Origin of the sequence: Halarchaeum sp. CBA1220, from assembly GCF_003721175.2 — an archaeon.
GTDB lineage: Archaea > Halobacteriota > Halobacteria > Halobacteriales > Halobacteriaceae > Halarchaeum > Halarchaeum grantii.
On sequence record NZ_CP054707.1, the window covers coordinates 959,141 to 980,511 of the forward strand.

General features: G+C 70.1%; 26 protein-coding genes and 3 tRNA genes. 19 read left to right on the forward strand and 10 right to left on the reverse strand.

Annotated features, from left to right (window positions below; genetic code table 11):
- Positions 1-15: 15 nt before the first annotated feature.
- Positions 16-1,038, forward strand: a complete 1,023-nt coding sequence (locus EFA46_RS05165) for a PrsW family intramembrane metalloprotease (RefSeq protein WP_123074317.1) — start codon at positions 16-18, stop codon at positions 1,036-1,038.
- Here the strand turns inward: EFA46_RS05165 and EFA46_RS05170 are convergent.
- Positions 1,035-1,676: a riboflavin synthase gene (locus EFA46_RS05170; RefSeq protein ID WP_123074316.1), complete on the reverse strand. Its 642-nt coding sequence runs from the start codon at positions 1,674-1,676 to the stop codon at positions 1,035-1,037. The genes EFA46_RS05165 and EFA46_RS05170 overlap by 4 nt on opposite strands.
- Before the next feature lie 97 nt (positions 1,677-1,773).
- On the opposite strand from EFA46_RS05170, the gene EFA46_RS05175 reads away from it, so the two are divergent.
- Positions 1,774-2,025 (forward strand): hypothetical protein, encoded by a 252-nt coding sequence (locus EFA46_RS05175; RefSeq protein ID WP_123074315.1) that lies wholly within the window; start codon positions 1,774-1,776, stop codon positions 2,023-2,025.
- Here the strand turns inward: EFA46_RS05175 and EFA46_RS05180 are convergent.
- Positions 2,022-3,167 carry a Xaa-Pro peptidase family protein gene (locus EFA46_RS05180; RefSeq protein WP_123074314.1) on the reverse strand — a complete coding sequence of 382 codons (1,146 nt, stop codon included), beginning with the start codon at positions 3,165-3,167 and terminating at the stop codon, positions 2,022-2,024. The genes EFA46_RS05175 and EFA46_RS05180 overlap by 4 nt on opposite strands.
- Positions 3,168-5,018, reverse strand: coding sequence for a UvrD-helicase domain-containing protein (locus tag EFA46_RS05185; RefSeq protein ID WP_123074313.1), 1,851 nt, complete (start codon positions 5,016-5,018; stop codon positions 3,168-3,170).
- A gap of 438 nt (positions 5,019-5,456) precedes the next feature.
- Here EFA46_RS05185 and EFA46_RS05190 point away from each other — a divergent pair, with 438 nt between their 5' ends.
- Positions 5,457-6,206: a creatininase family protein gene (locus EFA46_RS05190; RefSeq protein WP_123074312.1), complete on the forward strand. Its 750-nt coding sequence runs from the start codon at positions 5,457-5,459 to the stop codon at positions 6,204-6,206.
- A 2-nt stretch (positions 6,207-6,208) separates the two neighbouring features.
- Here the strand turns inward: EFA46_RS05190 and EFA46_RS05195 are convergent, their stop codons facing one another.
- Positions 6,209-6,622 carry a DUF5790 family protein gene (locus EFA46_RS05195; protein ID WP_123074311.1) on the reverse strand — a complete coding sequence of 138 codons (414 nt, stop codon included), beginning with the start codon at positions 6,620-6,622 and terminating at the stop codon, positions 6,209-6,211.
- Positions 6,623-6,711: 89 nt separating this feature from the next.
- Complete coding sequence (locus EFA46_RS05200) at positions 6,712-7,053, reverse strand: dihydroneopterin aldolase family protein (RefSeq protein ID WP_123074310.1); 342 nt, start codon at positions 7,051-7,053, stop codon at positions 6,712-6,714.
- 137 nt (positions 7,054-7,190) lie between these two features.
- On the opposite strand from EFA46_RS05200, the gene EFA46_RS05205 reads away from it, so the two are divergent.
- From EFA46_RS05205 to EFA46_RS05225, 5 genes are all read left to right on the forward strand, one after another.
- A complete protein-coding gene (locus tag EFA46_RS05205) occupies positions 7,191-7,988 on the forward strand; it encodes a hypothetical protein (protein ID WP_123074309.1) in 798 nt (265 codons plus the stop codon).
- Positions 7,989-8,031: 43 nt separating this feature from the next.
- A complete protein-coding gene (azf, locus tag EFA46_RS05210; protein ID WP_123074308.1) occupies positions 8,032-8,799 on the forward strand; it encodes an NAD-dependent glucose-6-phosphate dehydrogenase Azf in 768 nt (255 codons plus the stop codon).
- A gap of 60 nt (positions 8,800-8,859) precedes the next feature.
- Positions 8,860-10,146, forward strand: a complete 1,287-nt coding sequence (locus EFA46_RS05215; RefSeq protein ID WP_123074307.1) for a PQQ-binding-like beta-propeller repeat protein — start codon at positions 8,860-8,862, stop codon at positions 10,144-10,146.
- A 72-nt stretch (positions 10,147-10,218) separates the two neighbouring features.
- Complete coding sequence (locus EFA46_RS05220; RefSeq protein ID WP_176969875.1) at positions 10,219-11,094, forward strand: M48 family metallopeptidase; 876 nt, start codon at positions 10,219-10,221, stop codon at positions 11,092-11,094.
- On the forward strand, positions 11,095-11,316 hold the full coding sequence (locus tag EFA46_RS05225) for a hypothetical protein (RefSeq protein ID WP_123074305.1): 222 nt from the start codon (positions 11,095-11,097) through the stop codon (positions 11,314-11,316). It begins immediately after the preceding gene.
- Positions 11,317-11,325: 9 nt separating this feature from the next.
- Here EFA46_RS05225 and EFA46_RS05230 read toward each other — a convergent pair whose 3' ends face one another.
- The 3 genes from EFA46_RS05230 to EFA46_RS05240 all read right to left on the reverse strand — a co-directional run bounded on the left by EFA46_RS05230 (position 11,326) and on the right by EFA46_RS05240 (position 12,933).
- Entirely contained in the window at positions 11,326-11,937 is a 612-nt protein-coding gene (locus EFA46_RS05230) for a DUF309 domain-containing protein (protein ID WP_123074304.1), read from the reverse strand.
- Between the two features lie 295 nt (positions 11,938-12,232).
- A tRNA-Arg gene (locus tag EFA46_RS05235) sits at positions 12,233-12,305 on the reverse strand.
- A gap of 82 nt (positions 12,306-12,387) precedes the next feature.
- Complete coding sequence (locus EFA46_RS05240) at positions 12,388-12,933, reverse strand: hypothetical protein (RefSeq protein WP_123074303.1); 546 nt, start codon at positions 12,931-12,933, stop codon at positions 12,388-12,390.
- Positions 12,934-13,116: 183 nt separating this feature from the next.
- On the opposite strand from EFA46_RS05240, the gene EFA46_RS05245 reads away from it, so the two are divergent.
- From EFA46_RS05245 to EFA46_RS05255, 3 genes are all read left to right on the forward strand, one after another.
- Complete coding sequence (locus tag EFA46_RS05245) at positions 13,117-14,547, forward strand: single-stranded DNA binding protein (RefSeq protein ID WP_123074302.1); 1,431 nt, start codon at positions 13,117-13,119, stop codon at positions 14,545-14,547.
- 151 nt (positions 14,548-14,698) lie between these two features.
- On the forward strand, positions 14,699-15,133 hold the full coding sequence (locus EFA46_RS16365) for a histone (protein ID WP_123074301.1): 435 nt from the start codon (positions 14,699-14,701) through the stop codon (positions 15,131-15,133).
- Positions 15,130-16,152 carry a histone deacetylase gene (locus EFA46_RS05255; RefSeq protein WP_123074300.1) on the forward strand — a complete coding sequence of 341 codons (1,023 nt, stop codon included), beginning with the start codon at positions 15,130-15,132 and terminating at the stop codon, positions 16,150-16,152. The genes EFA46_RS16365 and EFA46_RS05255 overlap by 4 nt, the downstream gene beginning before the upstream one ends.
- On the opposite strand, the gene cca is transcribed toward EFA46_RS05255, so the two are convergent.
- A complete protein-coding gene (cca, locus tag EFA46_RS05260; protein ID WP_123074299.1) occupies positions 16,131-17,495 on the reverse strand; it encodes a CCA tRNA nucleotidyltransferase in 1,365 nt (454 codons plus the stop codon). The two genes, EFA46_RS05255 and cca, sit on opposite strands and share 22 nt — an antisense overlap.
- A gap of 101 nt (positions 17,496-17,596) precedes the next feature.
- On the opposite strand from cca, the gene EFA46_RS05265 reads away from it, so the two are divergent.
- The 8 genes from EFA46_RS05265 (at position 17,597) to EFA46_RS05290 (ending at position 20,752) form a co-directional block, all read left to right on the forward strand.
- Positions 17,597-17,669 (forward strand) — tRNA-Asn (locus tag EFA46_RS05265).
- Between the two features lie 106 nt (positions 17,670-17,775).
- Positions 17,776-17,851, forward strand: a tRNA-Ile gene (locus EFA46_RS05270).
- Positions 17,852-18,028: 177 nt separating this feature from the next.
- The gene (locus EFA46_RS16175; RefSeq protein ID WP_255494095.1) at positions 18,029-18,157 is read left to right on the forward strand and encodes a hypothetical protein; all 129 of its coding nucleotides are present in this window, start codon (positions 18,029-18,031) and stop codon (positions 18,155-18,157) included.
- Positions 18,154-18,600, forward strand: a complete 447-nt coding sequence (locus tag EFA46_RS05275; protein WP_123074298.1) for a hypothetical protein — start codon at positions 18,154-18,156, stop codon at positions 18,598-18,600. Before EFA46_RS16175 ends, EFA46_RS05275 begins: the two co-directional genes overlap by 4 nt.
- A gap of 250 nt (positions 18,601-18,850) precedes the next feature.
- Complete coding sequence (locus EFA46_RS05280; RefSeq protein ID WP_123074297.1) at positions 18,851-19,342, forward strand: hypothetical protein; 492 nt, start codon at positions 18,851-18,853, stop codon at positions 19,340-19,342.
- Positions 19,342-19,914 carry a hypothetical protein gene (locus tag EFA46_RS05285; protein ID WP_123074296.1) on the forward strand — a complete coding sequence of 191 codons (573 nt, stop codon included), beginning with the start codon at positions 19,342-19,344 and terminating at the stop codon, positions 19,912-19,914. Before EFA46_RS05280 ends, EFA46_RS05285 begins: the two co-directional genes overlap by 1 nt.
- The gene (locus EFA46_RS16180; RefSeq protein ID WP_255494096.1) at positions 19,907-20,038 is read left to right on the forward strand and encodes a hypothetical protein; all 132 of its coding nucleotides are present in this window, start codon (positions 19,907-19,909) and stop codon (positions 20,036-20,038) included. The genes EFA46_RS05285 and EFA46_RS16180 overlap by 8 nt, the downstream gene beginning before the upstream one ends.
- A gap of 126 nt (positions 20,039-20,164) precedes the next feature.
- The gene (locus tag EFA46_RS05290) at positions 20,165-20,752 is read left to right on the forward strand and encodes a site-specific integrase (protein ID WP_123074295.1); all 588 of its coding nucleotides are present in this window, start codon (positions 20,165-20,167) and stop codon (positions 20,750-20,752) included.
- 260 nt (positions 20,753-21,012) lie between these two features.
- Here the strand turns inward: EFA46_RS05290 and EFA46_RS05295 are convergent, their stop codons facing one another.
- Complete coding sequence (locus EFA46_RS05295) at positions 21,013-21,351, reverse strand: hypothetical protein (RefSeq protein ID WP_148040644.1); 339 nt, start codon at positions 21,349-21,351, stop codon at positions 21,013-21,015.
- Positions 21,352-21,371: the final 20 nt, after the last annotated feature.

A 21,371-nucleotide genomic window follows, 5' to 3' on the forward strand; every position in this document is an offset into this window, starting at 1 on the left:
TCTGTACGGCCTGCCATGCCAGAGAAGCGTGATCCGATACAGCGGGTCGCCGACGGTGCGGACCTCTACGACGTCGCGTCCTGGGAGAACCGGACGCCGCTTGATCACTTCGCGGTCCGCCTCCACGGCTTCCTCAAGTCGGGGAGTCGGTGGGGCGTCATCGGCCTCGCGGCGCTCATCCTCCTCGGGCAGTTCCTCATCGTCGGCGCGGCGACGGTCCAGAACCCGGTGCTCGGCGTCTACGTGTTGCTCTCGGTCGTGCCGGCGGCGGCGCTCGTCGTCTACGTCTGGCGGATGGACGTGACGATGCGCGAACCGCTGCCGATGCTCGTCATCACGTTCGTCCTCGGCTTCCTCTTCGCCGGCTTCGCCGCCGTGCTCAACTCCGTCCTCAAGGGGTTCCTGACGGCGATTCCGGTCGTCGGGATGGTGCTCTTCTTCTGGCTCGTCGTCGGCCCCGTCGAGGAGACGGTGAAGTGGCTCGCCGTCCGCCTCTACGCCTTCCGCTCCGAGAAGTTCGACGCGGTCGTCGACGGCGCGGTCTACGGGGCGGCCGCCGGCCTCGGCTTCGCGACCATCGAGAACACCATCTACATCACGGGCCAGTTCCTGAGCGCGGCGAACAGCGCGACGATGCAGGTCGGCTTCCAGCAGGCCTTCCAGACGGCGGCGCTCCGCACCTTCGCCGGGCCGGGCCACGTCATCTACTCGGCGTTCGCCGGCTACTACCTCGGTCTCGCGAAGTTCAACCCGGAGAACCGCGGCCCGATAGTCGTGAAGGGGCTCGTGATCGCGGCGAGCATCCACGCGATCTACAACACGTCCGTCACCTACCTGCCGGCGCTCCTCCCGAACTGGAACCTGCTCGTCTTCATCGGGTTCGTCCTCGTCTACGACGGCTTCTTCCTCTACGTCCTCTACCGGAAGCTCTCGCGCTACCGCCGGGCGTACGACGACCTCGACGCGGGGAAAGCCTACGAGGACTCCTTCGAGGACCTCACGCCCGCCGTGGAGTACGTCGGTGACGACCGGCCCTAGTAGGCCTCGAGGCGCTCGACGTACTTCGCGACGACGTCCACTTCGACGTTCACGGCGTCACCGGGGGCGCGTTCGCCGAGCGTCGTTTCGGCGTGCGTCGTCGGGATGAGCGCGACGTCGAACGTCCCGGCGTCGTCGTCCACGCTCGCGACGGTGAGGCTCACGCCGTCGAGCGCAATCGACCCTTTCTCGGCGACGTAGCGCTCGTGGCCGTCGGGGAGCGCGAACGTGTACCGGTAATCCTCGCCGACCGACTCGACGGCGACGACCTCCGTCGTGGTGTCGACGTGTCCCTGGACGACGTGGCCGTCGAGGCGACCGTCTGCGGGGAGCGCGCGCTCGAGGTTCACCCGGTCGCCGTCGCGCTTCGCGGCGAGGCTGGTGCGCGCGAGCGTCTCCTCCGCGAGGAAGACGGAGAACCAGCCGCCTCGCGCTTCGCTTTGCTCGCCGCCCTCGGTCTCCGGAGCGTCCGCCGTTTCGCCGTGCTCCTCGACCGTCAGGCAGACGCCGTCGACGGCGACGCTCTGCCCGTGCGAGAAGCCGCCGATGTCGTCGGTTTCGATGCGGAACCGCCGGCCGTCGTCGCCGTCCTCGACCGCCGCGACCCGGCCGGTGGTTTCGACGATACCCGTGAACATGGTCCCGAATCCGGGACGCGTAACGAAAGTGCTGTCGCTCTCGGCTCCCGCCGCGCGGCGCAACGCCTACCCCGGTCGGGGCACTAGACGCGCTTCGATGGGCGTCCTCTCACAGCTCTCGTTCGTCGTCACGCTCGCGTTCTGCGCGCCGCTCATCGTCCTCGGCGCGCAGTTCGCATTCGCGGGCGACGCGCTCGCGCTCCTCTTCCTCGGACTCGCCGCGCTCGTCCTCGGCGTCGAACGCTACCTCCTGACGCCGGACGACGTCGCGGTCGGCGCCGTCGAGCGCGTCGTCGGCGCCGTCGCGAAGGACCCCGACGCCGAGACGCGGCGCGAGCGCGAGAACTAGCGCCGCGCGGGCGTGATGCTAGTCGGGTAGTCCGCGAGGAGCTCGTAGCCGTCCTCGGTGACGACGAGCAGGTCGGCGACGCGGACGCCGCCGCGCTCCGGGTCCCCGACCTCGGGGGCGAGCGCGACGACGTGGCCGGCCGCGAGCGTCTCCGCGCGCTCGAACGACGGCGCTTCGCGCGCCGCGAGGCCGACGCCGTGACCCGCCGGCCCGGAGAACCCCGAAGGAGAGTCGGGGCCGACGTCGAAGCCGTAGGCCATCGCTTCGCCCGCCGTCTCCGTGTGGACGACGCTCGTCTCGACGCCCGCGCCGACCTCGTCGAGGCCGGCCTCGCGGGCGCGCGTCACCGCGAGGTGCGCGCGCCGGTCCCACCCGCCCGCCGTGTCGACGACGAACGTCCGCGCGAGTCGGCCGTGGTACCCCGCAGGGCCGCGCGGCGCGACGTCGACGAGCACCGTCTCGCCCGCGTCCACCGCTCGCTCGTCCGCGAGACGCGGCGCGGCGGCGTCCGTGCCGGCGGCGACGAGGGTGTTCCCCGCGCTCGTGACGCCCGCCTCCGCAAGCGCCGCGTCCACTTCGCGGGCGAGCCGCGTCGTCGTCACGGTGTTGCCCTCGTAGACGAGCCCGTCCGCGCTGGCGGTGCTCTCCGCGAGGACCGTCTCGGCGCGCGCGACGCCCGCCGTCGCGGCCCGCTGCACGCTCCGTAGCCGCTCGACCTCCGAATCGCCCTTCACGGCGCGTGCGCGCTCCAGCGCGTCCGTCGACGCCACGGTGTGGCCGTCGCGTTCGAGGTAGACGGCGCTCGCGTGCGGGACGTCCGGCGCCACGAGCACGGTCGCGCCCTCGCCGCACGTCGCGGCGACGAGCGCGGCGGCGCGCGCGCCCGCCGCGTCCGCGTCGAACGACGCCGCGTCCCGAACCGCCCCGCCGAAGCGCTCGCGTGCGACGGCGGCGTCGCCGGGGCCGGGACAGAGCAGGCGCTCGCCGGTCGCGGTCTGGACGTACGCGCAGGGCGCCTCGAGGCGTGAGATGCCCGCGAGATACCGGAGGTCCGGGTCGCAGGGCGGGCCGACGTGGACGAACGCCGCCGCGTCGCGGTCGGCGAGCGCTCGCTCGACGGCCGCCGCGCCCCGACTCGACATCTAGTTGATCGAGATGGGCGCGGCGGCGTTCGCCAGCGCCTCCTCCAGCGTCTCGCCGGTCGGCTTGCCGTAGAGCAGGACGTCGAGCGGGAGCGTCGGCGCGCCCGTCACGAGGTTCTGCATGAGGACGAGGCGCTCTCGCGCGCGGGACATCCCGACGTAGAAGACGCGGCGCTCGTTGTCCGTGAGGATGGGGACGGGGTCGGTCTGTCGCGTGAACTCCTCGACGCCCTCGGGGAGGTCGTCGGGGTCGACGGTGGCCGCCATCTGCTCGACGACCTTCTCCGTGAGGTCGGTGCCGAGGAAGACGTGGTCGGCCTCGCGACCCTTCGCGGAGTGGATGGTGCCCACGCGAACGCGGTCCGAGTCCATGCCCTGGTAGTCGCCGCGGAAGTAGGCGTCGATGGAGCGGCGCTGGTAGCGCGTGACCTTCCGGAGCATGTCGGCGGCGGCGGCGGGCGCGGGGACGAAGGGCACCCAGTTGCGGATGAACTCCGCGCTGAACTCCATCGTGTCGAGGTCGGCGTCCTCCTCGCCCTCGCCCGCTTCGGCGCGCCGGGCGTCGATCTCGTCGCGGAAGTCGCTCCGCTCGCTCGTGCCGAACGCGGAGTCCTGCAGCATGTCCATCAGGCGGCGAGCCTGCACGCCGGTGACGGGCTCGCCGGCGTCGATGGCCTCGACGGCGTTGACGTACTGCTGGAGGCGGTCCGTCCAGAGGCGCTGGTCGGTGAGCGCCTTGAACGGGATGCCCTCGGTGATGAACTCGTCGACGAAGTCGAAGAGCTGGTAGCGCGCGCGGAAGAGGATCATCACCGTCTCGTCGGTGGTCTCGATGGTCCGCCGAACGTTCCGCACGAGGTCGAGCATCGACGGCGAGTCGACGGCCTCGACCGTCCCGCCCTCCTTGCGCGGGTTCAGGTCCTTCTCCTGGCGGTGGGTGATGTGGCTGACCTCCTGCTGGACGACCTTCAGGACCTCCGAGGGGAGGCGATAGGAGTTCGGGAGGACGACGTTCTCCGTCACCTCCGTGTCGAGGAGGAGGTCGGGGTCCGCGCCCTGCCACGCGTAGACGACCTGGTCGTCGTCGCCGGCGATGAGGACGGCCTCCATGTGGGGACGCCACTCCTGATAGACCTGATACTGGAGGCTCGTGATGTCCTGGAACTCGTCGATGACGAGGTAGTCGACGTTCGGGACGAGCGAGCGCTGCTGGACGCGCTCGAGCATGTCCGCGAAGCCGACGAGGTCGTTCTCGCCCTTGTAGGCGCGCCAGGCGCGAATGGACTCGGGGATGTCGTAGCGGTCGTCGCTCGACGGCCACGTCGGCGTGTACTTGTTCCCGACCTGCGCGTTGTCGTCGATTTCGGGCGGGAGACGCACTTCCTCCTCGTCCCAGCGGAAGGGCACGTCGTACCACTCGGAGACGTCGCGGCCGGTTCGCTGGAGCCACTGGCTGGTCGCGATGACCTTGTTGCCGAGTGTCGTCGAGCGCGCGGTGCGCCGCGACCCCGACGCGTACTCGTCCTCGTAGGGGAGGCCGTAGTCCTCGCAGAACGCCTCCTTGTCGTCCTCGCCGACGACGTCGCCGCGCGAGAGGTTCAGGAGTTCGTACGCTTTCGCGTGCATCGTGCTGACGTTCCCGCGCAGCGACCGCGGGCTCACGTCGAGGCGCTCGGCGAGACGCTCGCGCACCTCCGCCGCCGCCGCTCGGGTGTAGGAGACGACGAGCACGTCGTTGATCTCGACGTCGTCGTCTTCGAGAATCTCCTCGACGCGGTCGAGGAGCGCCGTCGTCTTCCCGCTCCCGGGACCGCCGAACAGGCGAGTGACCTGTGGCTCCGACTCACTCATTACACAACGACAGGGCCTACTCGCCTATAAGCGACGTGACTTCCTGCCGGGCGGAGAAGGGGCGGCTGGTTCGACGCGACCGTTACGTGCGCCGGGTCGAGCGGGCCTCGCGGACCTCGGCTCCGTCGCGGATCTTGTCCTCACAGTTCGGACAGACGCGCGGCGCGCTGAGTCCGTCCGGGGTGAACACTCGCGAGTACGCGTCGGTCACAAACGACCCACAGTTCTGACACTCCGGCATGGCTCACTCGTCGGTAGGGAATAGTTCACCTTAGTTTCTCTGGCCACCTAACCTATTTGTCCCCGGATAGCTCCGCGAAGAAACCGGAAAATACGTCCGGGAACCCGTCAGCCGCCACTCGACGCGACACGAACCCGCTTCTGCTCCGCTTCTCCCACTCCCGTGCCTACAAGGCCCGTCCGGCCGTCCGAGTCGGTATGCGCCTCACGGACGCCACGTGGACGGACGCCGACGCCGCCGACGTCGACGCCGTCCTCCTCCCGGTCGGAAGCACCGAGCAGCACGGCCCGCACGCCCCGCTCGGAACGGACGCCATCGCCGCCGAAACCGTCGCCGAGCGCGCCGCCGACGCCTACGACGACGCGAACGCGGGGTCGCTCCTCGTCGCCCCCACCGTCTCCGTCGGCGTCTCCGAGGAGCACCGCCAGTTCACCGGCACGCTCTGGGTCGCCCCCGACACCTTCCGCGCGTACGTCCGCGACACCGTCGCGTCGCTCGCCCATCACGGCTGGACGGACGTCGTCCTCGTCAACGGCCACGGCGGGAACGTCCCCGCGCTCGGCGAAGTCGCCGCGACCATCACGCGCCACGACGACGCCTACGCCGTCCCCTTCACGTGGTTCGACGCCGTCGGCGAGCACTCGGCGGACATGGGCCACGCCGGCCCGCTCGAGACCGCGTTCCTCCGGCACACCGACCCCGACCTCGTCCGCGAGGACCGCGTCGACGCCGCGCGCGACGGCGCGAGCGAGCGCTGGGGGGAGTGGGTCTCGCACGCGAACCTCGCGCACGACGCCGCCGAGTTCTCGGAGAACGGCGTCGTCGGCGACCCCGGCGACGGGAGCGCGGAACGCGGCGCCGAACTCCTCTCGCTCGCCGTCGAGTCGCTGTGCGACCTCGTGGCCGCCGTCGTCGCCCGCGAGAACGACCGCCCGCCGCACAAGTAGCCCTACTCGCTCTCGTCGTCGGCGTCCGCGTGCAACTCCTCGAGTTCGCCGCGGAGCTCGGGCACCGTCGAGGCGAGTTCGCCGACCGCGTCGCTCACCTCCTCGAGGTCGTCGAGGACGTCCTCGATGCGCTCGATCTCCTCCTCGAGGTCGTCGGCGTCCTCGAAGGCGTCCGCGCGCTCGCCGATCGTGTACCACTTCTTCGCGTCACGGAGGTGCTCCCGGACCTCGTCGACGGCGAGCGCGGTTCTGAGGCCGTTCAGCACGCCGAGCGTGTTGTCCGCTTCGACGTCCCACACGGCCGCCGCCGTCGGGAGCGCGTCGCGCGCCGCCGCGAGGTGCTCCTCGACGTCCGCCCGAATCTCGCTCGCCGCCTCACCGAACAGCTCGTCGTCGCTCAGGTCCGATTGGCTCATACGCGTGGTACGGACGCCCACCCGTTTAAAACCGCGCCCCGAGAGCCGTTCCGTCGGCCCCGCACGCGGTCCCTGCTCGCGTCGGCGGCCTACTCGACGTCGACGAGGCGCATCAGGGGGTAGTCGCCCTCCATCTCCATGCGCGCGACGGCGCGCGTCCCCTCGTAGTCGACGACCACCTCGACCTCCATGAAGCGCCCCGTGAGCTCCGTGTACTCCGCCGACGAGTCGTCGAGCTCGGCGCGCAACGCCTCCCCGAGCACGTCCACGGTGACGTCGACGCAGTGGGGCTGGTTCTCGATGGCCTCCTCGATGGCGCGCTCGAGGCTCCCCGCGCTCCGGGGGCTGACCGGCGTGCCCGCGAACTGGTGGTAGAGCGTTCCGAACTTGATGCCGACCTCGAAACACGCCTCCTCGGCACTCGTGACCATACTCGGACTGTGGCCGTCGCCCTGAAAGCGATTACCGTCCGCGTGCGCCGCCGATTCCGCGACGTGCGTCGGTCAGCCGCCGATACCAACCGAAACCGGGGTAAAGCCCAAGGACTGGGCCGGTGAATCTCACGACGATGTCCCTGAAAATCGGCCAAGCCCTCGAAGACGGCATTCAGCGGAGCACGACGCGCGTCGCGCTCCCGTTCGTCGTCCTCGCGTTCGTCTTCCAAGCCCTCGCAAGCGCCTCCGCGTCGACCTACGTCGCCCGCCTCCTCCAGGGCCGCGACCTCCCGCAGGGGATGTCGGTCGCGGACCTCACCAGCGGCCCGGTCCTCCCGATCGGTCTGGGCGGCGTCGCCCTCCTCTACGTCCTGCTCGCCGTCGGGTTCGTCTTCGTCTACATCGCCCTCTTCCGGGCGTTCGTCGACGACGTCGACGCGCTCACTGCGGACCTCTTCACGCGACGCGCGCTCGGCGCGTTCGCCCACTACGTCCTCTTCGGCGTGATATTCTTCTTCATCGCGCTCGTGAACGTCGTCCCCGTCCTCGGGCAGATCGTCTTCATCTTCCTCGTCACGGCGCTCTGGTTCGCGCCCCTGCGCATCGCCGCCGAGGACGACGGCGCCATCACCGCGCTCAAGCAGTCGTGGTCGCTCACGAGCGGGAATCGCCTCCGGCTCTTCGGCCTCGGCTTCGTCTACGCCCTCGTCGCCGGCATCGCGAACGCCGTCGCCGGCGGTATCTTCGGCCTCGTTCCCTACGTCGGCTTCCTCGGCACCGCCCTCGTCTCCGGCTACTTCACCGTGCTGAGCATCGCCACCACCGTCGCCGCCTACGAGCAGCTCACCGGCGACGACGCCCCGGCCGTCGATGAGAACGGCGACGACGACGCGGGCGGCGTGACGCCGCAGCCGACCGCCGTCGACAGCTAAGAACCGCGCCTTACTTTACCGTCGCCGCCACACACGTAGTCGAATGGACGAACCGGTTCTCCTCACGGGCGCGGAGGGGCGTGTCGGGCGAGCCATCCGTGGCGGCATCGCCGAGGACTACGACTGGCGGTTCCTCGACCGCGAACCGCCCGCCGAGGAGACCGACCACGAGTTCGTCGTCGCCGACGTCACCGACGACGAGGCGGTCCGCGACGCGGTCGAGGGCGTCGGCGCGGTCATCCACCTCGCCGGCGACCCGCGCCCGGAGGCGCCGTGGAACTCCGTCCTCCAGAACAACATCGACGGCGCGCAGACGGTCTACGAGGCCGCCGTCGACGCCGGCGTCGAGAAGGTCGCGTTCGCCTCCTCGAACCACGCGGTCGGCCACTACGAGACCGAGCGCAAACCCGACATCTACCGGACGCACGACGACTACCTCCTCGACGGGAGCGAACTCCCGCGCCCCTCGAACCTCTACGGCGTCTCGAAGGCCGCCGGCGAGACCCTCGGTCGGTATTACCACGACGAGCACGACCTCTCCGTCGTCTGCGTCCGCATCGGCAACCTCACGAAGGGCCACCCGCCAATCGACTACGAGCGCGGGCAGGCGATGTGGCTCTCCTACCGGGACTGCGCGCACCTCTTCGAGCGCTGCATCGAGGCCGACTACGGCTACGAGATCGTCTACGGCATCAGCGACAACGACCGCAAGTACTACTCGCTGGAGCGCGCGAAGGACGTCCTCGGCTACAGTCCGAGCGACAACTCCGCCGACTTCACGAACCAGGGCGAACCGAAGGACGACGCGTAGCCCGCAGTCGCGGTTTCACCCACCACGAGACACTTACCCCGACCGCGAGTAGCCCGGCGTATGTCCGAGCTCACGCGCCGCGACGCCCTCCGCGCGGGCGGCGGGGCGCTCCTCGCCGGCCTCGCGGGCTGTTCCGCCCCGTCGAGTTCCACGACGAACGAGGAGTCGCCAACGTCCACGTCGGCGTCCGGCGGCGCGACGGACGGCATCGACGCGGCGTGGGAACGCGCCCTCGGCGGCGAGACGGCGCTCGGGCCCGCGCTCGCGGACGGCACCCTCTACGCCGGGTCGGCCGACGGCACGCTCCACGCCCTCGACCCGGAGACGGGCGAGGAGCGCTGGACGACGGACGCCGGCGCGGGCTTCTTCGGCGGCACCGGCGGCGGGGGCGCCACGCCGACCGTCGTCGGCGACACCGTCTACGCCGTCGCGGGCGCGCGGACGGGCGTCTCCGGCGGCGACTTTCGCGCCGCCGCGTTCGACGCCACCAATGGGAGCGAGACGTGGTCGTTCACGCCCGACGAACACGGCTTCCTCACGCTTCTCGGCGTTCGCGAGGGCACCGCCTACGCGGCGACGAGCGACGACTACCTCCAGAACGAGGGCGAGACGCTCTACGCGCTCGACGCCGCGAGCGGCGACGTCTCGTGGACCGCGGCGGTCGGCGACCCGTCCGGGTGGGCGTTCGGCGCGGGCGGCGTCTACGTCGAGTCCTTCTCGGGCGTGCGCGCCGTCTCGACCGACGGCGGGAGCCCGCGCTGGTCGGCGTCCGGCGGACTCACCGACGGCGTCCGCGTCGCCGGCGACACGCTCGTCGCGGGCTTCGAACCCGAGGACCGGCCGTCGCTCGCCGGCCTCGATCCGGCGACGGGCGACGTGCGCTGGCGCGGCCCCGAGCGCCGCGTCCCCTCGTATGCGGCCGCCGACGGCGTCGTCTACGCGGGCGGCGAGACCGCCGAAGCCTACGACGCCGCCACCGGCGAACGACGCTGGTCGGCCGAATCCCGGTGGGGCGGCCTCGTCACCGGCCCGCCCGTCGACGGCCGCCTCTACGTCCTGAGCCGGGGGTTTCTCCACGTCTTCGACGCCGCGACCGGCGAGCGCCGCTGGGGGACCGAGGTCGCCGTCGACAGTGCCCTCGTCGCCGGCCGCTCGCGCGTCGCCTACGTCTCGTCCGCAGCCGACGGCGCCGTTCCGTCGACGCTCGTCGTCCGCGACGCCGCCACCGGCGACCCCGTCCGCTCCGTCACCGTCGACGCCGGCGTGGGTCTCACGACGCCCGTCGTCGACGGGGACGCCGCGTTCGCCGCGACGAGCGACGGCCACGTCTACGGCTTTCGGACCTGACCCGTCACCACCCAACTTATCCGGTATAAACTCGTATCGGCGTCCATGAGACACCCCGGACTCAAAGCCCGGATGGCGGTCGTGGGCGCGATTCTCTTCGCGTTCTACGCCGTCGTCGCCGTCGTCGCGATGGCGATGTTCGGCACCGGCGTCCTCCCAATCGTCCTCGTCGGGAGCGTCGCCCTCGTCGGTATCCAGTACAAGGTCGGCAAGTGGATGGCGTTGCGCTCCGTCGGCGCCGAGGACATGCCGGAGACGGGTCGGTGGGGGGACGTCCACCGCCGCGTCGAGCGCCTCAGCGACGACATGGGCATCGAGAAGCCCACGCTGAAGGTCGCGCAGATGGGCGTCCCGAACGCCTTCGCCGTCGGCCGCAAGGGCGCCGGCATCGTCGTCGTCTCGCAGGAGCTCGCCGACATCCTCGAGGACGACGAACTTGAGGGCGTGCTCGCGCACGAGCTCGCGCACATCAAGAACCGCGACGTCGTCACGATGGTCGTCGGGCAGGGCATCGCCTCCATCGTCGGCATCGTCGCCCAGTACGTCGTCCTCTTCACGGGCGACAACGACCTCGCGGACTTCTTCCTCGCCATCGTCGTCGGGAACGTCGTCCAGTTCTTCGTGATGATCTTCGTGCTCGCCATCAGCCGCTATCGGGAGTACGTCGCGGACGCCGACGCGAAGGAGTACATCGGGAGCGGCGAGCCGCTCGCGCGCGCCCTCGAGAAGATCCAGCGCGGCAACCAGCAGCCGAGCGCGAGCGGGTCGCGCTCCCGGAGCCCGTCCCGTGGTCGCGGCCGCGGCAGCGGGCGCTCGCAGAACCAGGGCGGCGTGAACGATCAGGTCGGCGCGCTCTGCATCTTCGACGACGACGAGCGCTCGCTCGTCACGAAGCTCGTCGCCACCCACCCGCCGGTCGAGAAGCGCATCCAGCGCCTCCGCGAGTAGATGGACGCGCGCACGACGCTCGCCGTCGGCCTCGGCGCCGCGCTCGGCCTGCTCTGTCTCGCCCGGCCGGACGTCGTCCTCCGGTTGAGCGTCCTCGGCACCAGCTCGCCCGGCCGCACCGGGCCGTACGGTGACGCCGAGGCGGGCTCGACGCGGCTCTGGATCGTCCGCGCGCTCGGCGCCGCCTGCCTCGCCGTCGCCGCATACCTCGCGCTCGTCTGAGCGCTCGACCTACCCGAACAGTCCCTCGACGTCCTTCTCGCGCGCTCGCCGCCGCTCGACGTGCTCGGCGAGTCGCGTCGTGATCAACTCTCGCTTCTCGCGCTCGACCGCGAAGTCACAGAGGAAGACGCCGTACTCGTTCAACTCGCCGTCGGCGAGCCCCTCGCGCGCGTACGTCGCGGCGCGCTCGAACGTCTCGCTCTTGTACCCCTCGGCGTCCGCGATGACGACCGCCGCCGTGACCGCCGCCGGCGCGTCGAGGGCCGCGAGCGCGACCGTCGAGCCCCGATGCGTGAGCCGGACCGGCCGCCGGCGCTCGATCACTTCGGGGTCGCGCGCCAGCACGTCGAGGTACGCCGCAGCCGCCTCGACGTTCACCCCGCGATGGCCCGGCGGGACCGCGTCGAGGTAGTCGCGCGCGCTCGCCGCCACCCCGGTCGCGCCCTCCCAGTTCCGGGCTCGGGCGTGGTGGACCGCCGCGCCGCACTGGATGAGGCCGTGCAGCAGTCGCTCGTCGTCGCCCTCGGCCTGCTCCAGCCATTCGTCCTCCCACGCGTCGTGCGCCCCGTGGTAGTAACCCGCGTCGTAGAGCGCGATGCCCGCGCGAAGCGCTGCCTCCATACCCGCGTTTCGCGTCGAACGGAGAAATGCGTGGCGTCCCCCGAACCCGAGACTGACGCCGACCGACCGAATCACGAACCGAGGCCGGCCGAACAGAACACGGGTTGCGGCCGACCAAGCGAACCGCGAATCGAGGCCGGCCGAACAGAACACGAACCGAAGTCCGGACGGAGTCCGCGAGAACGACGCGTCGTTCTCGCGGGCCAGCGAGACGCAACGCGTCTCGCGAGTCCGGACGTGACTGAACGAAACGAAGCGACGAGCCGAAGGCTCGTCGCGTAGTGAAGTGAAGGAACGTCCGGACGGAGATTTGAACTCCGGTCCCTGGCTCCGCAAGCCAAGAGGATAGTCCACTACCCTACCCGGACTCACTCATCTGTAGCCCCACGGTACGTAAAGCGGTTACGATTCGACCCCCGCCGTGGGAGGTGGCCCCGCGACTCGGCGGGGTCAGGCGACGTCGCGGTGTTGGGTGAAGGAGTACTGGCCGAGGCTGGAGTCGACGGTGGTGTGGATGGTGATCTCCCCGTCGTTCCCCTTCACTTTCGCGGCGTCGAAGTAGCTGAGCTCGACGTGGGCGGTGCGCTGGGTGCGTTCGCCGGCGGCGAGCGCGCCGATCTGCTGGGTGTCGCGCCAGATGCGGTCGCCGCCGGTGGTGATGACGACGGTGACGCTGACGTCCGTCGCGCGCTCCTCGGCGGTGTTCGTGAGCGCGACGTCGACGTCGCGACAGGTCGTCCCGCAGGAGGTGACGTTCGTGACGGCGAAGTCGAACGGCCCGGCGTTGGAGGGCGCGCTCGACGTTCCTGCGGTGTCGGTGCCGTCGTCCGACCCGTTGGCGCCTGCTGCGGGTGCCGGGTCCTCGGTGTCGTCACTCGTCTGCACGGGCGTGGTGGTCGCACCGAACGGGCCGACGCCCGCGAGGGCGGCGCCTGCGACGACGGCGCCCGCGAGCAGGACGACGACGGCCACGGCGGCGACGCGTTTCGTCTCCATCGACTCGCCGTACGCGCTTCGACCGTATGGGTCTTCGTGCTCGTCGCGTGCCGTGTCGTCGCGCCCGAGCGTTCAAGCGCGATGGGGGTCCGAGTGTCGCCCCATGAGCGACCGACAGCGGCCCGAATACGGGCAAGCAGAACCCTTATGCGCGGGCCTACCGTGGGCTGAACTACGATTATCATGGGTGCGATAGAGGATACGTACGCCGACCTCGAGACCGACGAGGTCTCACTCGACGAGTTCCGCGAGGCCGTCGCGGAGAAGGTCGAGCAGATGGGTGGGCTGGCGGACGAGGAGACGGCCGCCATGCTCCTCGCGCACGAACTCGAGGACGGGGAGGTGAACGGCGTCGCGGACGTCACCCCGGAGATGGACGAGGCGAAGTTCGTCGCGAAGGTCGTCTCCGTCGGCGACCTGCGGACGTTCGAGCGCGACGACGAGGAGGCCGAGGACGGCCGCGTCCTCAACGTCGAAGTCGCGGACGAGACGGGGGCGATCCGCGTCTCGCTCTGGGACGAGCAGGCGGCGAACGCGTCGGAGCAACTCCAGGTCGGCGACGTCCTACGCGTCGCGGGCCGCCCGAAGGACGGGTTCAACGGCGTGGAGTTGAGCGCGGACCGCGTCGAGCCCGACCCGGACACGGAGATCGACGTCCAGATTCAGGACGCCTACCGCGTCGAGGACCTCTCCGTCGGCCTCTCGGACGTGACGCTCGTCGGCGAGGTGCTCGACACGGACGCGGTGCGGACGTTCGACCGGGACGACGGCAGTCAGGGCCGCGTCGCGAACCTCTCGCTTGGCGACGAGACGGGGCGCGTCACCGTCACGCTCTGGGACGAGCGCACGGCGGCCGTCGACGAGTTCGCGGCGGGCGACGTCGTGGAGGTCGTGGACGGCTACGTCCGCGAGCGCGACGGCAGCATCGAGCTCCACGTCGGGAACCGTGGCGCCGTCGAGGCGGTCGACGAGGACGTCGAGTACGTCCCCGAGTCGACGCCCATCGCGGACGTGGAGCTGGACGACGTCGCGGACATCGCGGGGGTCATCCGCTCGGCGGACCCGAAACGCACCTTCGACCGGGACGACGGCTCGGAGGGGCAGGTCAGGAACGTCCGCCTGCAGGACGACTCGGGGGACATCCGGGTCGCGCTCTGGGGCGAGAAGGCCGACCGCGACCTCGGACCGGGCGACGAGGTGCTGTTCACGGACGTCGAGATACAGGACGGCTGGCAGGACGACCTCGAGGCGTCGGCCGGCTGGCGGACGAGCATCGTCGAACTCGCGGACGGCGCGATGACGGCCGACGAGGGCGCGAGTCAGGACGACCAGCCGGCGGGTCTCGGCGCGTACGCGGACGGCACCGCGCCCGAGTCGGCGTCGGGGAGCACAGACACCGAGGACGCCTCGCCGTCGACGGGCGAGTCGAGCGACGACGGTGGTGAGTCCGTCGAGTTCACGGGCACGGTCGTGCAGGCGCGCGACCCGCTCATCCTCGACGACGGCACGGAGACGCTGAGCGTCGAGACGGACGCGGACGTCACGCTCGGGCAGACGGTGACGGTTCGCGGAACGATGAGCGACGGCCGCCTCGACGCCGACGAAGTGCGCTGAGCTAGCCCCGCGCTCCTCCTCTCGGCCGTGGTCCGGGCCCGTTCCCCCTCACGTCCTCGTCGCGTGGCGCCCTCTCGGTCCCCGCCTTCGCTTGCCGCGATCTGAGACAGGGACGGAAAACGTTAAGGGTAGAACACACACCTTTCACCGTATGAGTGTCGAGCTCCCGTTCGCGCCGGTGGACGCGGTAATCCGTCGCGAGGCCGGCGACCTCCGGGTGAGCGCGGACGCCGCGGAGGAACTCGCGCGCCGCATCCAACGCCACGGTGCGGCTCTCGCACGGGAGGCCGCCGAGCACGCGACCGAGTCGGGCCGCAAGACCCTGATGATCGAGGACTTCTCCTTCGCCGATCCGGACGCGGACGCGGACGCCCTCACGCTCCCGGTCGCACCCGTCGACCGAATCGCCCGCCTCGACATCCCGGACGAGTACCGGGTGTCGATGGACGCGCGCGTCGCGCTCGCCGCCCACCTCGAGGTGTTCGCGGCGGACGCCGCCGAGGGCGCCGCGCTCCTCGCCGAGCACGCGGGACGACGCACCGTGCAGGCCGAAGACGTCGAGACGTACTTCAGGCTCGTCGAATGAAGTTCGGCGTCAACGACGTCTGTCTGGAGCACGACCCCGGCGAGCGCCACCCGGAGAACCCGGACCGCATCCGCGCGATCAAGCGCGGCCTCCAGAAGCGTCACGGCGTCGAGTACGTCACGGGCGACCCCGCCTCGGAGGACGACGCGCGCGCCGTCCACGAGGACGAGTACGTCGCGGAGATCCGCGACTTCTGCGCCGACGGTGGCGGGAGCTGGGACCCCGACACGGTCGCCGTCGAGGCGACGTGGCGCGCCGCGCTCGCGTCCGCCGGCCTCTCGATGTGGGCGGCTGACGCCGCGCTCGACGGCGCGGACGGCCGCTCGACGCCGTTCGCGCTCGGGAGACCGCCCGGCCACCACGCCGTCGCGGACGACGCGATGGGCTTTTGCTTCGTGAACAACGCCGCCGTCGCGAGCCAGCACGCCCTCGATTCGTACGACGCCGTCGAGCGCGTCGCGATCTTCGACTGGGACGTCCACCACGGGAACGGCACGCAGGACATCTTCTACGAGCGCGGCGACGTCTTCTACGCCTCCATCCACGAGGCCGGCCTCTACCCGGGGACGGGCGATATCGAGGAGGTCGGCGAGGGCGACGGGGAGGGGTCGACGCTGAACGCGCCGCTCCCCGCCGGCGCGGGCGACGTCGACTACTGTCACGTCCTCGACGACGTGCTCTCGCCCGCCATCGAGGCGTTCGACCCCGACCTCCTCCTCGTGAGCGCGGGCTTCGACGCGCACCGCCACGACCCGATATCGCGGATGCACGTCTCGACGGACGGCTACGGCACGCTCACGACGCGCGTTCGCGACCTCGCGGCGGCGTGCGACGCCGGCCTCGGGTTCGTCCTCGAGGGCGGGTACAGCCTCGACACGCTCTCGGAGGGCGTCGGGATGGTCCACGAGGTCTTCGACGGCTTCGAACCGGAGGGTCCGGACGAGGACGCGGAGCCGAGCGAGGACGTTCGCGAGGTCGTCGCGGAGCTACGCGACCGTCACGGCCTCGGGTCGAAGTAGTCCGCGAACTCGACGCCGAACTCCGCTGCGAGCGCGCCGACCTCCGCGCCCGCGTAGACCTCGTAGTCGCCGTCCGCGACGAGACTCGCCAGTCGCTTCCCGAGCGCGACCGAGGCGAGCTTCCGCTCGGCGAACTCGCGTGCGGTCGTCACGTCGCGCTCGCGCTCGACGACGTAGCGGCCGCCGTCGATGTACGGACCGGCGACGTCCGGGTCGTCGGCGTACTTCCCGTAGAACCCCGCGGCGTGCTCGCCGACGTGTACGGGCGGGCCACGGTGGCGTTCCACGTCCGGGAGCTCGGCGACCGAGAGCTCGCAGACGAGCACGGCGGTCTCGGCGCTCCACGCGTCCCCGCGAAGCACCTCGAAGCCGTGGTTCTCGAGGCCGCGCACGAGGCCGTCGAGCGAGCGGCGCAACTGGGGGTAGCGCTGGTCCTCGACGAGCCCGAGGAGCGCGTCGTCGTCGAAGCGCACGGCGAGCGCGTGCGTCCCGCGCTCGGCGAGTCGCTCGCGGACCGCCGCCGCGTCGAGCGGGTCGCGCGGCTCCGGGAAGAAGTACGCCTCGCGGGGGTCCTCGCGGAAGCGCCGCGCGTAATGCTGGAGGCGCGCGACGTTCGCGGCGGAGACGACGGCGGCGACGTTCCGCTCGGGGTCGGTCGGGTCGATGACGACGAGCGGGTCGTCGAAGCTCGCCGCCGCGTGGTCCTCGGGGTCGAGGCGGACGGGCGGCTGCCACGCGTCGGCCGCCGCCTCCATGACGGCCTCGAAGCCGCCGTACTCGACGACGAGCAGCTCGGAGAGGTAGCCGGAGAACCCCCGAGTCTTCAGGTCGGAGCCGTACGCGCCGATCCCCTTGAGGAACTGCTTGAAGACGCGGACGTCGGCGGCGAGCGCGTCCGTCAGCCGCGCCTCGAGGTACTCGGTGTGGAACGGCGTGCGGTCGACCGCCGACCGGATGTCGCGCGCGGAATCGACGTCGTAGCACGGCACCAAGTCGACGTCGTAGCCCTCGAACTCGCCCTTCACGTAGGGGTGCTCGGCGTACTCCTCGTGGCCCTCGGGGAGGACGTCGTTTCCGACGTGGAGCCCGTAGCGCTCCAGCTCCGCGCGCTCGAGCGCCGGCGGGAAGCGAACGAAGACGTCGATGTCGCGGTCGCCCCGAACCCACGTCCCGCGCGCCGTGCTCCCGACGCGCACCACGTCGGCGTCGACGGACAGTTCCGCGATGGCGTCCTCGGCACGCTCGACGAGGCGCGCCGCGGTCTCCGCGAGCCGCTCGCGCTCCGCCGGCGTCGGGTCGACGCGCTCGCGGACCGCCGCCAGCACGTCCGCCGTCTCGGTCATGGGCCGCGCTACGCCCGCCCACCGGAAAAACGGTCGGAGTCCGTGCCGCCCGAAAACGAAAGCCCTATCAAAACCAGTCGACTACGTGGAGATGCGTACGTGCCGCCATAGCTCAGTTGGTAGAGCACCTGGTTGTTACCCAGGTTGTCCCAGGTTCGAGCCCTGGTGGCGGCGTGTTTTTCGACACGGTCTCACGGTGTCGAGCCGTGGCTCCGTGAGCCCCCGACGCCGCGTAATCCCGACACGCTAAAGGTGGCTCGTCGGATACGTCGGCGTGCACGGGCCCTTAGCTCAGTCTGGTTCACAGCCCCCGGCTCATAACCGGGTGATCGGTGGTTCAAATCCGCCAGGGCCCATCCCGAAACCTCCTGTTTCCTGGCCGAACCCATAGCGGCGAGTAGAGTCCCGTCTGCCGCCCGAAACCACCTGAATACGCCTCGGGAAATTCCGGGGTACGAGCCGGATGTCAACCAGACTCCGGTCGCGGGGCGCCGCCGTCCTGCGAAACTCGTAGCCGAAACGGGGTGGTTGGCGTGACGACGCTCGCCGACTACGCGGGCGACGATGTCGGCGACGACGCCGAGGAATCGTGTCTCTGTGAGCGGACAGACCTCGGATGCTTCGACCACTTCCAGCGCAACCACACGGAGGGGTCGGCATGACGTACCTCGACTTCGAGCGCGTCGTCGGCACCGACTCGGCGAGCTGGACGCGCGCCGACCCGCGCCGGGCGCTCATCGAGCGGCACAGTCCCACCGACTACGTCGTGATGCTCCAAGACGGCGCCGACTCCCACACCGTCGTCTACGGGCTCGAGCGTGGGGCGCGTGTCGGCTACTGTGACTGCGACGGCTACCAGTACAGCGACGACAGCGTGCCGTGCGCGCACCTCTGCGTGCTCCGTAAGGCTGAGTTCATCGGCGCCGAGTCGGTCGACGGCGAGCGCATCGAGGCGGTCGATACGGCCGCGCTCGCAGAGGCGGACCACGACCCCGGGCTTCGCGCGGACGGTGGCGGCCTCGAGCCCACCTACGACTCCGACGCGGTAGATCGCGTCGAGCGGCCGGCGGACCTCGCCACTGAGGGGAGGTGGACGGGCCAATGACCGCTCGTGCAACCCCCCGTTGCAAGTGTTGTAAGTGTTGTTCCACAGATTCCGAGGCTGTTCCACAGACGCAAATGACGATTTCGAGCGCGACAGACACCAAGGCGGCGCATCGCACCCGTGTGGAAACACCCGTGGGGGTAACTCTGCTAATGCAACCATGTGTGCGGGCGCACCAGTGTGCGCAAATAGGAAACGCGCGCGTGCTGCAGCGCGCGGACATGGGGACGGTCGTCGGGGGTGAGTCGGCGTGACGGACGTCGGCGCTCGTATTGATGACGAGGAGCTTGAGGAGTTCCTTGAGGGCGTCGAGAATCAGTCTGAGGCGGTTCGTGAGGGGCTGCGGTTGCTCGCACGGGAGCGTGCGGGGATGTCGTTCGGCGACCTCGATGACGACCAAGAGCGGGCGCTGAATTGGCTGTTGGATAACGTCGGCGTCGGGCGGCGGTCGGAGTTAGAGCGGATTGAGAATCGGTTGGCGCAGGTGACGTCGTACGATATGGAGTTGGTTCGGTCGGCGATTCTGCGGCCGCTTGAGGCGAATGGGTACATCCGCGTCCATACTGGGATGGCTGATGTGTGGGTTGTGGTGTGTGCGCCGCCGTCTGAGGAGGGTACTGGAGAGGCGTCGAGTGGGCGCGACGACGGTGTGGGTGATGGTGGGGGTGTTGGGTCGGTGGAGGCGCAGCGTGAGCGTCTCGACGCGGCTGAGCCGGCGCGCGCCGATGGAGGTGATGCGTGATGTCTGAGACCGGCATCTCACGCGACGAGCTGGACATCTCGTTTCACGACGTCGGCGGTTCGCGGTGGACGTTCGAGGACGATCCCGTTCGGGAGTGGACGCTCTCGTATTGCCAGGGGCGTGTGTTGAACGCGTGTGCCGGTCAGACGAAACTCGGGTACCTGGGCGAAGTCGTCCGAAACGACCTCAACGAGGACGCGACCGCCGAGACGCACCTGGACGTCCACGACCTGCCGGACGAATTCGGCGCTGATGCCTTCGACACGATAATCTTCGACCCGCCGTGGTCTGGCTTCCAGGCAGACGACAAGTACCAGGGCGGGGACGTGAACTGGACGCGAGCGTTAAAGGAGGGCTTCGACACGATGCTCCGGCCGCGTGGTCGCGTCATCCAGCTCGGTTACTCGGCCGCGAATATGCCGCGTGATCTTGGATACCGCCGTGACGCTGTCGGAGTGTTCGCTCCCTACGGTCGCCGAAAAGCGTTTCTCGGGGTGGTATGCGAGAAGCGGCCTCAGCTCTCCGAGTTTGGGGCGAGTGACTTCGTTGCGGGAGGTACTCGCGATGAGTGACGCCGTCGCGCGCCTCGAGGCGCATCGCGCTGAACTCGCCGAGCGGTGGCGGCGACCGATCCCGCCACTGTTCGTCGCGGCCGAGCCGACTCGACCCGCGTCGAGGCGAGGTGGCGGCGAGTGAGCGGGATGGGCGCGTCCGATTCTACGGTGAGAGTCGGACAGAATCACCCCGGATCGCCCTGGGGTCTGGGTCGAATCGACTAGCAACTACCCGGTTTCCGTCCTACAAGCATACAACCCGGACACGATGAATCTTCGAGAACACGACACTCGCGACGACATGAAGGTGTGGCTGAGCACGCGCGAGGTTGACGACCTCCTCGACGCCGCCGACAACCAACAGCAGCGGATCGCGCTCGAACTCGGCGCGCGGTGCGGCCTCCGGTCGCACGAAGTCCTCGACGTCGCGCCGGAGGACGTCGTTGACACCGACGCTGGCACCGTCCTCCGTGTGTGGCACGGGAAGGGCGATAAGTATCGGGAGACGCCGGTGCCGCGCGACCTCGCGACGACCATCCGAACGGTCGACGAGTACCGCGACGCCGAGAGCAGCGTTTCCCTGCTCGACATCACGACGACGCGGACGCTCCGCCGCTGGGTGGAGCGCGCGGCGCACGCACTCGCTGAGGAGCACGGCGAGCCGGGGTGGCGCGAAGTCACCTTCCACGACCTCCGGCGGACGTGGGCGACGAACCTCCGGTCGGCCGACGTTGATGCGCTCCTCGTCTGTGACTGGGGCGGGTGGAACGACCTCGACACGTTCCTCGAGCACTACCGTGGAACGCATAGCCCCGAGTCGCAGAAGCGCGAACGCGATAAAGTCGAGTGGCTGTGAATCGAAGTCGATGGTCGAGCCGTTAGATGTAGAGACGGGATCTGCACTACGCAAGCCGCTATCCAGCAAGGAAATGTCCTCGACGTGATTCCGGTGGCCTCCACACCCGGTTGGTCGGTGTGATTCCGATGGCTATCCCCCCAAAGAGGCCATCGGCCGCCGAGGACGGTAGCAGGAACATCCGGGTAGGGCGTATATCTTTCGGCAGTTCGGTTCGCACAGTACCGTGGACTCGCGCCGAAACCGGGCTCGCAGGAGAGTCAGAAGACGTCGCTAATCGCGATCTTCGTGTGGTCGTGCTCGTCGGACTCGCCACCGCTTCCGTACCACGCGGAGACGGGGAGACGCGCGGCGGGCATCGCCTTGTAGCGGAGGACGCGAATCCCGCGCCCGACGCGGCGGTAGACGGCGAAGCCGTACCAGCCACCGGCGTCGAGGAGCTGGTCGTGAGCGTGCTCGCGGACGCGGAAGCGTCCGGGCCGGCCGCTCGCGGTCTCGACGACTGCCGCCTTCAGCTCCCACGGCGTCCCGTCCGCGTCGACGGCGTCGCGCCAGTAGGTGTGGACGCCGTCGCGTCGGAGTCGCCACTTCTCGGCCATCCGCTTCTCGGCGATCGTCC